The following is a 15,316-nucleotide window of genomic DNA, read 5'->3' on the forward strand; positions in this document are numbered from 1 at the left end:
TCTATGCTGAAACATAATTCAACATAGGCCATTAAACAAATTAACCTAAATTGTATCTCAGCATGCACTGCTGGACGACAATAGAAAAGAGAATTAATGACAATCATGACAACGATTTCCTCCCAGCCTAGCTACGTCTATACGTCATTTCGACGAAGATAAATTTTTAATCGCGTAGCACGCTCCTCACCTTTAATTTCAACTAGTCTTTAAAGGTGAGGAGCGATTTTTTTGTTCCCCTATTTTTAATCATCAATCTGGATAATGAGTCATGTTAAAAGCGTGTGTATTGGGTGCAAGTGGATATACTGGAGCCGAGCTTGTCAGACTGCTAGCCAGTCATGCTAAATTTTCTATCGCTGAATTATGTGTGTCACAACACAGTGAAGACGCCAATAAATGTGTCAGCCAAGTGCATCCATACCTGAATGGTCAGGTAAAGGGTCAACTTCAGGCATTAACGAACAGTAAATTAGCTCACCTAAGCCAACACATGGATGCGATATTCTTAGCCACTCCCCATGAGGCCAGTCACGATTGGATGCCAATATTGACAACTGGCAATGCCAAAGTATTTGATCTATCTGGTGCATTTCGGCTTAAAGATACACAGGTTTTTTCACAATATTACGGATTTGAACACCGTCATCTTTCACAGTTGCACAGTGCACAATATGGCCTAGCGGAATGGTATGGCGAACAAATTCAGCAGGCCAAAATCATTGCTGTGCCAGGCTGTTACCCTACCGCGTCGTTAACCGCGCTCAAACCACTGATGGAAAACCAATTGTTGGATCCCTCAATGCGCCCTGTCATCAACGCGGTGTCAGGCGTCAGTGGTGCAGGTCGCAAAGCCTCACTCACCAGCAGCTTTTGTGAAGTCAGCCTACAAGCCTATGGCGTTTTAGGTCATCGACATCAGCCAGAAATAGCGGCCTACTTAGGGACTGACGTTATATTCACCCCACATTTGGGTAATTTTAAACGCGGAATATTGGCAACCATCACCGTTAAAGTACACGCTGGGGTAACGCCACAACAGGTCGACAGCGCGTTTCAACAAGCCTATGCCGAACACCCCATGATCCGCTTGCTTCCGCATTTTCCTAAATTAGACGATGTGGTCAAAACCCCATTTTGTGATCTACATTGGAAACTGGATGCGCAATCCGGTTACTTAGTTATTGGTAGCGCCATTGATAACTTACTTAAAGGCGCAGCATCGCAAGCAATCCAATGTGCCAATTTAACTTTCGGCTATAATTCAGCCCTAGGACTGATTGCTGGAACTGAATCATGAATGTGTTGGTTGTCAAAGTGGGGGGGGCCTTTCTCGACGATACGGCCATTGCCTCGGCCTTTTTTGAGGCTATAAGAGCTAGCCAGCAACAGATAGTTTTAGTGCATGGCGGTGGCAATGCGGTCGAGCGACTGTTTAATGATTTAAAGTTACCAAGTGAAAAAATAGACGGACTGCGTGTCACCCCCAAATCACAAATCCAGTATGTGGTCGGCGCGCTCGCAGGCACTGTTAATAAGCAGTTGTGCGCTTTGGCACAGCAGGCCAAACTTAATCCTGTGGGCCTTAGCTTGTTTGATGGCAACATGACTCAGGCAACCAAAGTCAGTCCACAATTAGGCAACGTTGGCTCGGTAAGTTGTACCGATAAACGCTTATTAAGCACCTTATTAAGCGCAGATTATCTCCCCATCATTAGCTCTATTGGAGCCGATAAAGACGGCGAGCTTCTCAATGTAAATGCCGATCAAGCTGCCGTGGTGATCGCCAAACTGCTTGGGTCTCCGTTGGTGCTGTTATCCGATGTTGCCGGCGTATTAGATGATAGTAAGGCGCTTATTCCGCAGCTTACCCATCAACACATTAGTGACTTGATAGATGCAGGTACCATTAAAGACGGCATGAGTGTAAAAGTCATAGCGGCTCTTGATGCGGCCAATGCAATAGGTCAACCGGTTCACATTGCTAGCTGGCGAAATTCTCAATTGTTAGGTTCATTGGCTGACAAACAAAGAGCATTTGCTGGGACCACCATAATGCCAGATAAACCATTATCAAAAGAAGAAAGGAAAGCACTATGAAACAGGACTTGCTTACATTTAAAGATTGGTCTGGCGAGCAACTTAATGAATTGCTCGCATTAGCGATCAAGATTAAGTCTAAGCCCGCTGACTACGATACCTTGCTAAAAGGCAAATCGGTGGTCGCGCTGTTTGAAAAGCCGTCGCTAAGAACACGAGTTAGTTTTGATATTGGCATTCATAAATTGGGCGGTCATATGGTGTATTTGGATAGCCAAGCGGGCAAACTCGCCGGACGAGAAGACGCCAAAGACACAGCGGCAAATTTAGCCTGCTGGGCCGATGCGATTATCGCTCGGGTTTATTCCCATGAAACCCTACAGCAATTTAGTCAGGCTTCGAAAGTGCCAGTGATCAACGCTCTCTGTGATAAGTATCATCCCTGCCAGGCAGCCGCGGACTATTTAACCTTGCGTGAAACCTACGGTAGCCTTAATAATCTGACATTAGCTTATGTAGGTGACGGCAACAATGTGACGCATTCGTTGCTGATTGTTGGCGCAATTCTGGGGGTCAACGTGATCAGTATTACACCAGAGGGATACGAAGTAGACCAAGCGCTATTTGACGTTGCGTGCCAGCTCGCCAAAAAAAGTGGTGCGACTATTACCCAAAGTCATGACATAAGCGCATCGAAGGGCGCAAATGTGCTCTACACAGATACGTGGATTTCAATGGGGGATGACACGCCACTGGCCAAGATAAAGCAGGTTTTTGATCCTTACAAAGTGGATGAAAACTTGCTGCAATTAAGCGGGGCAAAGTATGTGATGCATTGTCAGCCGGCACATCGCGATCTTGAAATAAGTGGCGCCTTGATTGACAGTGATAAATCGTTACTGATGCAACAAGCTGAAAACAGAATGCACGCACAAAACGCCATACTAGCCAGCCTAATGGCGTAAGTAAGTGTTCACATAACAATTGAGTTTTAAACTGAGTGCGTTGTGTCGCAAAAGATTTATATTAATATTTAACTAACATAAAAGTTAACAGCAGAATTAGGAAATAGCATGTCTAAACCAACAGTGAAAAAAGTGGTACTAGCCTACTCCGGTGGCTTGGATACCTCAGCCATTATTCCTTGGCTTAAAGAAAACTACGATTGTGAAGTGGTGGCCTTTGCAGCAGATGTTGGCCAAGGAGACGAAGAGTTACAAGGTTTGCATGACAAGGCGATTAAAACGGGGGCGAGCGAGTGTTACATCGTCGACTTAAAAGAAGAGTTTGTCTCTGACTACATCTTTCCCACCATAACCACTGGCGCAGTATACGAAGATGACTATTTACTCGGTACATCAATGGCACGACCGGTAATCGCCAAGGCGCAGGTTGAAATTGCCCGCAAGGTCGGTGCTGATGCGCTCTGTCATGGATGTACGGGAAAAGGCAATGATCAAGTACGATTTGAAAGCGCATTTGCAGCGTTGGCACCGGACCTACAGGTGATAGCACCGTGGCGTGAATGGGATATGGTGTCTCGGGAAGATCTGCTCGACTATCTGGCCAAACGAAATATTAAAACCAGCGCATCCGCGACTAAGATCTACAGTCGAGACGCAAATGCATGGCACATTTCCCACGAAGGTGGCGAATTAGAAGATCCATGGTGTGAACCCAGCAAGCAAATATGGACCATGACAGTTGACCCAGAAGATGCGCCCAATACACCCGAACGCGTCCAACTTAGCTTCGATCAGGGTAGACTAGTCGCCGTCAACAAAGAGCATTTATCGCCTTACAATGCGTTAGTTAAGCTCAATGAGATAGCCGCCGCCCACGGCGTAGGTCGGATCGATATTGTTGAAAACCGTTTAGTAGGTATGAAATCGCGGGGCTGTTATGAAACCCCTGGAGGTACGGTGATCATGGCCGCCTATAAAGCACTTGAATGTCTAGTACTGGATAAGTCAGCGTTTAAACATCGCGAACAGCTTGGGTTAGAATTTTCGCATGTGATGTATGATGGACGTTGGTTTACTGCATTGTCAGACTCCTTACTAGCAGGCGCGGCAAGCTTTGCCAAGCTGGTAACAGGCGACATCGTAGTGAAATTGTACAAAGGTAAAGCGACAGTTGTTCAACGCCGCTCACCAAATAGTTTGTACTCTGAAGCCTTTGCTACCTTTGGTGAAGATGATGTTTACGACCAAAAACATGCCGAAGGTTTCATTCGTTTATTCAGTTTATCTAGCCGCATCAAAGCACTTAATGAAAACCCGATTGCGCTGGATGGCGAAAAGAAAAACAATGGAGAAAGACGCTAATGGGTTTGTGGGGAGGACGTTTTCAACAAGGTAGCAGCAACATGTTTCGGCAGGTCAATGACTCCCTGCCCTTTGATAAAGTGCTTGCCAGCCAAGATATTCGTGGCTCGATTGTGTGGTCTCGCGCTATAGCAAAAGCCGGTGTGATGGGGGCAAATGAGCAACAATTACTAGAATTTGCCTTAAATGAGTTGCTTGAAAAAGCAGAGTCTGGCGAACTGGATTTCGATAATAGCAGTGAGGAAGACATCCACAGTTTTATTGAAGCTGCGCTTATTGATAAGTTGGGAGATTTAGGTCGCAAATTACACACCGGACGCAGTCGCAATGATCAAGTCGCCACTGATTTTCGTCTCTGGTGCAAAGAACACTTACAAAGCCTCAAGCAAGATCTGTTAGGTGTTAAGAAATCATTGGTACAAAGTGCCGATAAGCATCGGCAAGTTATTTTGCCTGGCTATACCCATTTGCAACGGGCACAACCTGTACGTTATCCCCATTGGTGTTTAGCCTACGTCGAGATGATCAAACGTGACATCAGTCGGGTCGATGATTTACTGGTGCGCATGGACCAAAGCCCGTTAGGCTGTGGTGCTCTGGCAGGTACCGTATATGACATAGATCGCCAAAAAATAGCCGATGAATTGGGCTTTGCTTCTCCCTGTTTAAACAGCCTAGACGCCGTTTCGGATCGAGATTACGTTCTCGAATTACTGTTTTGCGCTAGTACCAGCATGATGCATTTGTCACGTATGGCCGAAGACTTGATTTTCTTCAATTCTGGGGAGGCTGGTTTTATCAGCCTCGGCGATGCCGTTACCTCTGGCTCCTCACTCATGCCGCAAAAGAAAAATCCTGACGCATTAGAGCTTTTACGCGGTAAATGTGGTCGTATTTTTGGCGCTTTGCAGGGCTTATTTGTGACTATGAAAGGCCTGCCACTGGCATACAACAAAGACATGCAAGAAGACAAAGAAGGCGCGTTTGATGCGGTCAATCAGTGGCACATATGCTTATGTATTGCCGCCGAAGTGGTAGACACCATTGAACTTGATGCGCAACGCTGTGCCCAAGCGGCTAAACAAGGTTACGCCAATGCCACTGAAATGGCTGATTACCTAGTTTCCAAAGGTATTCCGTTTCGAACCGCCCATGATATATCCGGTCAGATTGTGCTTTGCGCTATTGAGCAAAATAAGGCCATAGAAGAGCTCACGCTGGCCGAATTACAGACCTTCAGTGCGAAAATAGATAATGACGTTTATGCCGTACTGGAACTTGAATACCTAGTGGATAAGCGCAGTATTTTAGGTGGTACCGGAGCGAAACCAGTATTTGACGCACTCGATGCCGCGCTCAAAGAAATCTAGCTACACCGATCAAGGAATTAAAGAGCACCGCTTATGATGATGTCGGATAGTGATAGCGTTAAATTGTTTCGCAGCTCTGCGCCATATATCAATGCGCACAGAGGAAAAACCTTTGTTTTGATGTTTGGCGGCGAAGCCATCGAAAATGAAAACTTTGCCAATATTATTAACGACATTGCTTTGCTCAATAGTCTTGGCGTGAAGTTGGTTTTAGTCCATGGCGCCCGCCCTCAGATAGATCAACGTATTGAGCTAAGAGGCGTCGAGAAACGCTTCGCCAATAATATCCGCTTAACCGACAAACAGACATTGGAGTCGGTCAAAGATGCAGCCGGTTCAGTGCGCTCGCAAATTGAAGCGCTATTAACTATGGGCTTGGCAAACTCACCTATGCATGGTTCACAAATCCGTGTCTGCTCAGGAAATATGGTGATGGCAATGCCAATGGGGGTGCGCGATGGCATTGATTATGAACACACAGGCTTAGTGCGGCGAATTGATGTGACAGGCATTAACGGTCACCTGCAAGATGGCTCTATTGTGTTGCTTTCACCTATGGGTTACTCACCCACGGGTGAGGTGTTTAACCTCTCCCATGAAGACGTTGCCACCCAAGCAGCAATAGGACTAAAAGCCGATAAACTGATCATTTTCACCGAAAATGACGGCATTATTGACCAAGATGGACGATTAAAACGGAATATCGACTCGACGCAACTAGCTGATCTGTTGCTCAATGATGCCCTTAACGCTCAACACCCAGTGCTAACTGCAATCAGCCAAACGCTAGAAGCAGACATTCCCCGTTGCCATTGTGTTAGCTACCAACGAGATGGAGCCTTATTACAAGAACTATTTACCCGCGATGGCTCGGGATCACTTATTTCCAAGAAACACTACGAACAACTTAGACAAGCTAATATTGAAGATGTTGGCGGGATTTTGCAGTTAATCAATCCTTTAGAAGAAAAAGGCATTTTGGTTAAACGTTCCAGAGAGTTATTAGAAGCAGAGATTGAACAATTCACCCTGATTGAGCGCGACGGAATGGTTGTGGCCTGTGCGGCTTTCTATCCCTATCCAGACGATAAAACCGGTGAGCTTGCTTGTGTCGCTACCCATCCTGATTACCGCGGTAAAAATCGTGGTGAGCGCCTAATGGAAGCCATCAAACAAAGCGCCATGGAACAGGGTTTGGACTCCATCTTTGTATTAACCACTGTGACCGCACATTGGTTTCAAGAGCAGGGTTTCATACAAGCAGAACTCAGTGCATTGCCTCAATCTAAAAAAGAGCTATATAACTTTCAGCGAAATTCAAAAGTATTTCGGCTGGAATTGAGGTAAAGATTATTGGGCAGTTTTGGACGACTCAAAATGGCTGCCAATAGCGTATTATTGTGGCCCGACGCAATTTCCCCAGAGATCAGGCTAGTCTTAATGGAGTAGCCTAATCATATTCACTCAAAAATGTCATTGATTGCGCATTGATCGCAGCAATTCTTGCGCATTGTTTGCGTATTCAAAATTTCTGTCTATCTCAACAGCCTTGTTTAATGACGCTATCGCGGAGTGAGTATTACGTAACTCATGCTGCACTAAGCCCAAATGGTAATAGAGAATAGCGGCGGGTGTTTGCTGTTTGGCAATTGCCGTGTTTAAAAGGCGTTCGGCTTCAACTAAATTTCCATCAGCTCGATGCAACCAAGCCAGAGTATCTATAAATGCCGGTTCCCCATGAGATAAGGCGACGGCTTTTTTTGACAGACGAATAGCTTGTGCACGATTGATCGGATCATCAACGTAAAGCCAAGCAAGCGCATTGTAAGCAATTGCTTGATTCGGATCTAAGGCAATGGCTTTTTGATAAGCTTGAATTGCATCATATTGTTGTTGCTTTGCTTCATACAATGCACCCAAGCGGACTAATGGCAATGCGCTATCTGGTGTCAATTTGACGATCTTTTTGTATTGGTCAATCGCATGGTCGAGCTTGCCACTTGCGGCTAGCACATCAGCTCTGTCCATTTTGAGTGGCACGAAAGCATCGTTCAATTCGATAGCGCGCTCAATTGTAGCTAACGATGCAGTGAATTTGTGTTGTTGAGCATAGAGTCGCCCCAACGTTTGATAGGCGGTGGCGTCATTGGGCAATAATTGAGTGACAATTAATAATTCAGCTTCAGCTTCTGCAAAGCGAGCTAAGTTTGCATATGACAGTGCTAACCCATAATGCAATTGAGGATTTTCAGATGCCACTGCAAGTGCGTCTGTAAAGGTTTTCCTGGCTTTTTCTGGCTCCCTAAGGTGATTTAAATAAAGAAATCCGAGATCACTAAATACACTATGTGAGTTTGCATGCAGATCTACAGCCTTGGAAAGGTGACGTTGTGCTTCTTCATAATTGCTCTGCAACGCATAGAATCGCCCTAATGACGCATGCACTTCAGGAGATTGGGGGGCAATCGTTAACGCTTGGTTAAGGTATCGTTTGGCCATGCCTTGCTGTTGTTCCAACATGGCAACTTTTGCCAGCCCCAGCATCGGAATAGGATCTTGTTCATTCAGTTCAGCAGCCTGACGAAAATGCGTTTTTGCTTGGCGATATTTGTGTTGGTTTAATGCTTCTAGTCCTTCAATAACTAACTCAATAGTTTTAGTATCTGCATGATTAGGGTCAAAGATCAGGTCGAAGGATTTTTCACCGACAACGCCAGCGTAAGCTGGGATACACATGCACCAAGCCAAGATTACACCAAGTACCCGAATTCTATTCATCGACACGTTTCCTTGTATGTTTACAAAATTGCGCCTCACTGATGTGAGGCGCAATAACCACAGATAAAATCAGTTTTGTCTAACCTAATGATTAGATTGTTTCGCTTTTATGTCTAAGTTTTCGATTAAGTAACAACACACCTAACATCATTAACGCGGCAACAGATGGCTCGGGTATTTGCCCAGGATCACCTGAATCACCGCCGATAGTGTCATCGTCAACATCGGTTGTACCTGAGCCGGGCTCCCAACTAGTAGAAATGTAAGAAAACTTAGGTCCACCACCGGGCTTGTCTGCCACGTCAACTTGGCTATACAAGGTAATATCATTGCCAAAGAAATCAGTGAAATCACCAGTAGGAGCGATAGCCTGTGAAGGTACCGAATCCCAATGATTAAACACATCAACCGCAGCAATGGCTACTGCGTCATTGAGCATATCACCCCCGTAAAATACGCCGTCGGTAGACGGGATCGTGGAGCCGCTAAAGCTTGCTCCAGGTACAACACTTGATAGGATTTGGTTAGCATCAACTTGGCAACAATTATGATCAGTACCAATCATGATTCCGCCTCCGCGTGTGGCTAATTGATTAATTTCATTTACAGTGAGTCCCCCAAGGGCACCGTTTGGTCCGGGAAAGTCGGTAGTAGCATTGTACGCAATACTGCGAATATACAGTGAACCGTCCAGCAATAGATTTGACTTAGACGCATAGTGATTTTGCACTGCGGTTAAATCACTCGCATTGAATTTCGGCCCCTGACTCGTTGCATCGAACACAATTACGTCATAGCTATTGCTACCAAGTTGAGTGGCTAAAGTACCAGGAACTTCGCTGCTTACATAAGTTGAGTTGAAAACCCCACCGCCATTAAAGTTTGTCAAATAGTCAGACATTTCCTGTCTGAGTATGTCAGCAGCCTGACTGCCATAGGTAGGCGTAGAATCCCACCATAGAACAGAAAAAGGCATTGAAAATGCGCTTGTTGTCCAAGTTATACTGGACAGTAACAGCATCGTTTTCATCAATTTTTTCATCGTAATTTCCCTTTGAAAAGTAACTAACTATGTACCAGCTACAACCAACACCCTCTGGTATTCTTTAAAAATATAGACTCAAGCAAATATGGATATGCATATAATAAGCCCGAACAACAAAATGGCTATATTTTAACCACTTGTAAAATTGCGGGTGTTTTTATAGGCGGAAAATTGCGCAAAGTGTAAATTTTCCTGACAGTGTAAATGCGACAAAATTAGCCACACAGGGTAACTTAAACACCCAAAAATTTACTTTTTCAAACATACAATATTGATAGTTAACTTCCATAAAATGGCAAAAAACCAAAGGACGACACGCTTGAAATTTACATAACAAAACCAAAAAACGTTATATAATCAAAGGATTGAGTTTGCTTATACAGCCAAACTACAACTAAGCAGCACTCTAACACCGATTATTTTTTTATTTATCTTCGACTAATAAAACACTCTATAAAAAAGCTCAGCTTTAGATCCAAGGGTTAATTTTCCAAGTGTAAAATAACCCTACACTTCGCTAACAAGAAATTACAAGGACACCCACCTTAATTGCTGAATTCGAAGAAATTACAAGGACACCCACTTTAATTGTTGAAGTCGAACACCCGAGTGGGAAATTACAAGGACACCCACTTTAATTATTGAAGTCGAACACCCGAGAGTGGTGCTGAATACCACTCAGAGTCAGCCTATATTTGCGATAAAAAAAGCCCGAACGAGTCGGGCTATGAAGTGAGTAAACGAAAATTACAAGGACACCCACTTTAATTGTTGAAGTCGAACACCCGAGTGTGGTGCTGAATATCACTCAGAATCAGCCTAAATTTGCGATAAAAAAAATCCCGAGCAAGTCGGGCGAAATTACAAGGACACCCACTTTAATTGTTGAAGTCGAACACCCGAGTGTGGTGCTGAATATCACTCAGAATCAGCCTAAATTTGCGATAAAAAAAATCCCGAGCAAGTCGGGCGAAATTACAAGGACACCCACTTTAATTGCTGAATTCGAACACCTGAGACTGGTGTTGAATACCAGTCAACCTCGGTCTTAATTCACGACAAAAAAAGCCCGAACGAGTCGGGCTATGAAGTGAGTAAACGCACTGCGTTCAAATCGATTTAGTTAAAGACTCACACGCTTATACTCACGGTATTCAGGTTGCCAGAAATTACTGTCAATACTGGCTTTGAGCGCTTCGTCAGTGGTTTCCAATGCGTGTCCTTGTTGCTGAGCGACTTTGGCCACAGCGAAGGCAATTTTACGACTTAAGCTAGCTATTTCGGTTAGCGGAGGCAATAGCGCTCCGTCACCGCCATTTGCCAAAGGAGAAGCATCCGCCAAGGCTTCAGAGGTGGTCATTAACATCTCTTCGCTGATCAACTTAGCTTTGCTAGCTATCACCCCTAGCCCAATACCTGGAAAGATATAGCTGTTGTTGCACTGGGCAATTGGGTAAGTCTTACCTTTATATACTACTGGGAGGAACGGGCTTCCAGTCGCGATAATCACCTTGCCATCAGTCCATTCAATGACCTGCTCCGGGCGCGCTTCCACTTGTCTTGAGGGGTTACTTAATGGAAAGATGATGGGCAACTCACAATTTTGTTTCATGCCACGAATTACCGCTTCCGTGAATAAACCGGCTTGGCCTGACACGCCGATTAAAATATCTGGCTTGGCGCAGTTAATCACATCTAATAATGAGGCCCATTGACCGCTGTAAGACCAATCAGCCATATTGTCAGGTTGCTGAACCAATCTTTGCTGGAAATCTCTTAAGCCTTCCATACCTTCGGTAAGCAAACCATAGCGGTCGATCATAAAGACCTGTTGGCGTGCTTCGCTATCGGTTAAGCCTTCATAACACATGCGGCTGACTATCATCTCGGCAATACCGCAACCTGCAGATCCCGAACCAACAAATACCACTTTTTGATCGCGAAGTTGCACACCTTTACTGCGACATGCCGCCAGAATCGAACCTAAGGTAACGGCCGCGGTACCTTGGATATCATCATTAAAGCAGCAAATTTGGTCTCGATAACGCTCCAACAATGGCATTGCATTAGGTTGAGCAAAGTCTTCGAATTGGATCATGACACCGGGCCAACGACGTTGTGCTGCTTGAATAAAGGTATCAACAAATTCGTTATACTCGTCCTGTTCAATACGCTTGTGTCTGGCGCCCATATACATAGGATCATCAAGTAGCTTTTGATTATTGGTGCCAACATCCAGCATAACGGGCAACGTATAGGCTGGGCTGATGCCCCCACACGCGGTGTATAGAGACAATTTACCAATAGGGATCCCCATACCGCCGATCCCTTGATCACCTAAACCTAAAATGCGTTCGCCGTCTGTCACTACTATGACTTTAACCTTTCGCTTGGTGGCATTTCTGAGGATATCGTCCATTTGACTGCGCTCAGAGTAAGACACAAACAAGCCTCGAGAGCTGCGATAAATATCGGAAAATTGCTCACAAGCATCTCCTACCGTTGGGGTATAGATAATTGGCATCATTTCGTCGATATGGGATTGCACCAAACGATAAAATAAGGTTTCGTTATTGTCTTGAATGGCACGCAAATAGATATGCTTGTTGATTGGGGCAGTAAAACTCGAATACTGCATGTATGCCCTTTCAACTTGTTCTTCGATGCTTTCATATCTTGGCGGGAGTAATCCAGTTAAGTTGAAAACTTCCCTTTCTTTGGCGGTAAACGCACTGCCTTTATTAAGCAGCGGCGTTTCAAGCAGTGCAGGACCTGCGTGGGGAATATATAGATATTTTGATGTATTACTCATAGGACCCGTAATTAAAGTTAGTCAAATAAAAGATGCAAATCTTAACTAAAATGCGTCAACACACTATAGTGCAAAGCCAGTGTATTGCGAAAAAATGTAAAGCGCTGATGTGCGCGCAAGTGTAGCTGATGTGCCAAGAAACTCAGTATCAATTTATCTGGTCAGAGGTGCTTAGCGACAATCAGACTAAAAAATATCTTCTGGCTCAACTTTGCTCTCTGATTCCGTCTCAAAAGGATTGATTACTGAATCAGACTTAACCGAAGATTCTGGCTCAGAACCGGCAACAAAATATTCAAACATTGAGGTATAGTCAGTGCGTGTGGTCAACTTACCAGTATCACGGTCGATTCTCACTGTCACAATATCTTCAGGAATGGGTTTGGGTGTTTCCGGTACATCGCTTAACGCAACTTGCATAAATCGTATCCAAGCAGGTTGCGATGCCTTGGCTCCATCCTCAGCGCCGATCATTGCATTCCCCATCCAGTTAAATTTCTCAGGATTCTCGTTGATCAAATTTTGATTGCGCGAAGCTCTGCCCAACATCCGGCTCATATCATCAAAGCCTACCCATGACGTGGCAACCAGACCCGGAGCGAAACCACTGAACCATGCGTCTCGAGAATCGTTTGTTGTACCGGTTTTGCCGGCTAAATCTGTTCTTCCTAAAATATTTCTAGCTCGCCACCCAGTGCCTAACCAGTAAGTGTTGCGCTCAGGATCGTTACTCCAACGTCCATTACCTCGCACACCAGTGCGCATCATCTCGCCCACCAAAAAGGCATTTTGAGCAGATATCACACGCTGTGCGAGTATTCTGGGCTTTTTAGGCTGTGCCTCTTCTTTAGGTTCAGTTAAGCCGTTCAATTCGGCCGCCAGCAATGCTTCAATTTGTTTATCTGTTAATTCATCATTCTCAATAGTGGTCGATTGCTGTTCAACAGCGTCATCAGAATCAACCAGCTCACAATCTTCACATACCACTGCTGGATTTGCTTCCCATAGCAGCGTTCCAGTCTCATCTTCAATGCGTTGAATAAAGTGTGGACGAACGAAATACCCACCATTAGCGATCACCGCTACGGCAGTCGCCACTTCTAAAGGAGTATGAGAACCTGACCCTAATGACAAGGTTTCATCCTTGGGGATTTCGTCACGATCGAAACCAAATTTAGTCAAATGGTTTACCGCCGCTTCAATACCAATCGCCCTTAATAAACGCACTGACACTACGTTTTTAGATTTACCTAGAGCAACACGCATGCGGATTGGTCCATCATAAACTGCGGGAGAGTTCTGAGGACGCCACGCGACACCTGTGTTGGCGTCCCATTGGTTGATAGGAGCGTCATTAATGATACTCGCAATGGTGTAGCCATTATCCAATGCTGCAGAATAAATAAAGGGTTTAATATTAGAACCCACTTGTCGTTTGGCCTGAGTCGCTCGATTAAATTGACTTTGATAAAAGCTATAACCACCAACAACAGCTTGAGCAGCACCGTTGCTTGGATCTAACGCGACAAATGCGCCACTGACTTGCGGTAATTGGGAAAGCTGCCAATGTTGGGCTTCTTGATTAAAGCGGATCCAAATGAGTTCGCCTTCGTTAACAATATCAGTCGCTAGTTTAGGATCTGGACCTTGGCGATTATCATCGATAAAAGAACGAGCCCAATGCAGCCCCTTCCAGTCGATCGTAAGGGTCTCGCCTTGGCGATCCAGGACTTGAATACTTTGCTCTTCCACAGCAGTTATAACCGCGGGATATAGAGCCCCGATAGGATTGTAGGTTTGCAATAAATCAAGGATTTGCTGTTGCGTCCATGCCTCTGTGTCATAAGACACCTGAGCTCCTTGCTGGTCAATTAATTGCGCTGCAGCAGATTGCTGCGTCGCATCCAATTTTTGCCATAGTACTCGAATTGGCCCTCGGTAACCGTGACGCTCGTCGTAATCGTGAAGGTTGAGTGTAACCGCTTGTTGAGCGGCTAATTGCATGTCTGAAGGCGCCGTTGCATAAACCTGATAGCCGCCAGTTTCCGCTTCTTCTTTGCCGTAAAGCTCAATCATTTCATTGTAAATCAAATCCGCTAAATAAGGCGCATCTAAGGCAATTTCGGCGCCGTGCTTCTTCGCTATAACGGGCGCATTAGCGGCCTGATCAAACTCTGCACGGGTGATATATTCTTCATCTAACATTCGCAACAACACAACTCGACGGCGTTGTTTAGCGCGCTGGGGGTTACTAATAGGGTTGAGCGTTGATGGGGCTTTAGGTAGCCCTGAAATAGTTGCAATTTCAGCTAAGGTTAGCTCGTTAACCGACTTGCCATAATAGACTTGAGCAGCCGCACCGAACCCGAACGCTCGATGTCCTAGCTCTACCTTATTAAGGTATAACTCAAGGATCTCGTCTTTAGTTAGCAAACCTTCCATGTGCCACGCAATAAATATCTCTTTGATCTTACGTATGAATTTCTTTTCTCGAGTAAGAAAAAACCCACGCGCGAGTTGCATGGTTAACGTACTACCGCCCTGTCCTTTTTCGCCGGTCACCAGCAAATTAACAAAAGCTCTCGCCATGCCGATAGGATCTATACCAGGATGATCGTAAAATCGACTATCCTCTGTAGCAAGGACAGCGTTGACGAGGGATTGAGGTACATCTTTAAGTTGCAGCGGGATACGACGCTTCACGCCAAACTGGGAAATTAGCTTACCGTCTTTTGTGTAGATCTTCATTGGCGTCTGCAAGCGCACGTCTTTAAGGACGTCTACACTGGGCAGATCGGGTTTGATATAAAAATACATACCCACAATCGCTATCGTACCAACGAAAAATGCGGCTATACTCATTATAAATAACAGTTTGATGTACTTCACAAAATTAATACTACCAGAGCAAAATTGACGAAATGATTTATATTTTATACCTATG

10 protein-coding genes are annotated in these 15,316 nt (G+C 44.9%); 6 read left to right on the forward strand and 4 right to left on the reverse strand.

Going from position 1 to position 15,316, the window contains the following annotated elements; translation table 11 throughout:
- Positions 1-271 precede the first annotated feature (271 nt).
- From argC to argA, 6 genes are all read left to right on the forward strand, one after another.
- Entirely contained in the window at positions 272-1,300 is a 1,029-nt protein-coding gene (argC, locus tag ABD036_RS15020) for an N-acetyl-gamma-glutamyl-phosphate reductase (RefSeq protein ID WP_343861347.1), read from the forward strand.
- Positions 1,297-2,100: an acetylglutamate kinase gene (gene argB / locus ABD036_RS15025; RefSeq protein WP_343861349.1), complete on the forward strand. Its 804-nt coding sequence runs from the start codon at positions 1,297-1,299 to the stop codon at positions 2,098-2,100. Before argC ends, argB begins: the two co-directional genes overlap by 4 nt.
- The gene (locus ABD036_RS15030; RefSeq protein WP_343861351.1) at positions 2,097-3,005 is read left to right on the forward strand and encodes an ornithine carbamoyltransferase; all 909 of its coding nucleotides are present in this window, start codon (positions 2,097-2,099) and stop codon (positions 3,003-3,005) included. The genes argB and ABD036_RS15030 overlap by 4 nt, the downstream gene beginning before the upstream one ends.
- A 108-nt stretch (positions 3,006-3,113) precedes the next feature.
- Positions 3,114-4,367, forward strand: a complete 1,254-nt coding sequence (locus ABD036_RS15035; protein WP_343861352.1) for an argininosuccinate synthase — start codon at positions 3,114-3,116, stop codon at positions 4,365-4,367.
- Entirely contained in the window at positions 4,367-5,737 is a 1,371-nt protein-coding gene (gene argH, locus ABD036_RS15040) for an argininosuccinate lyase (protein ID WP_343861354.1), read from the forward strand. Before ABD036_RS15035 ends, argH begins: the two co-directional genes overlap by 1 nt.
- Positions 5,738-5,770: 33 nt before the next feature.
- Complete coding sequence (argA, locus tag ABD036_RS15045) at positions 5,771-7,084, forward strand: amino-acid N-acetyltransferase (RefSeq protein WP_343861356.1); 1,314 nt, start codon at positions 5,771-5,773, stop codon at positions 7,082-7,084.
- A 126-nt stretch (positions 7,085-7,210) separates the two neighbouring features.
- On the opposite strand, the gene ABD036_RS15050 is transcribed toward argA, so the two are convergent.
- The 4 genes from ABD036_RS15050 to ABD036_RS15065 form a co-directional block, all read right to left on the reverse strand.
- A complete protein-coding gene (locus tag ABD036_RS15050; protein WP_343861357.1) occupies positions 7,211-8,515 on the reverse strand; it encodes a tetratricopeptide repeat protein in 1,305 nt (434 codons plus the stop codon).
- A 91-nt stretch (positions 8,516-8,606) separates the two neighbouring features.
- Positions 8,607-9,557, reverse strand: a complete 951-nt coding sequence (locus tag ABD036_RS15055) for a hypothetical protein (protein ID WP_343861359.1) — start codon at positions 9,555-9,557, stop codon at positions 8,607-8,609.
- A 1,126-nt stretch (positions 9,558-10,683) separates the two neighbouring features.
- Positions 10,684-12,372 (reverse strand): NAD-dependent malic enzyme, encoded by a 1,689-nt coding sequence (locus tag ABD036_RS15060; RefSeq protein WP_343861361.1) that lies wholly within the window; start codon positions 12,370-12,372, stop codon positions 10,684-10,686.
- A gap of 186 nt (positions 12,373-12,558) precedes the next feature.
- Complete coding sequence (locus tag ABD036_RS15065; RefSeq protein ID WP_343861363.1) at positions 12,559-15,261, reverse strand: penicillin-binding protein 1A; 2,703 nt, start codon at positions 15,259-15,261, stop codon at positions 12,559-12,561.
- Between the last annotated feature and the right edge of the window lie 55 nt (positions 15,262-15,316).

This window comes from Aliiglaciecola litoralis (assembly GCF_039523355.1).
Lineage (GTDB): Bacteria > Pseudomonadota > Gammaproteobacteria > Enterobacterales > Alteromonadaceae > Aliiglaciecola > Aliiglaciecola litoralis.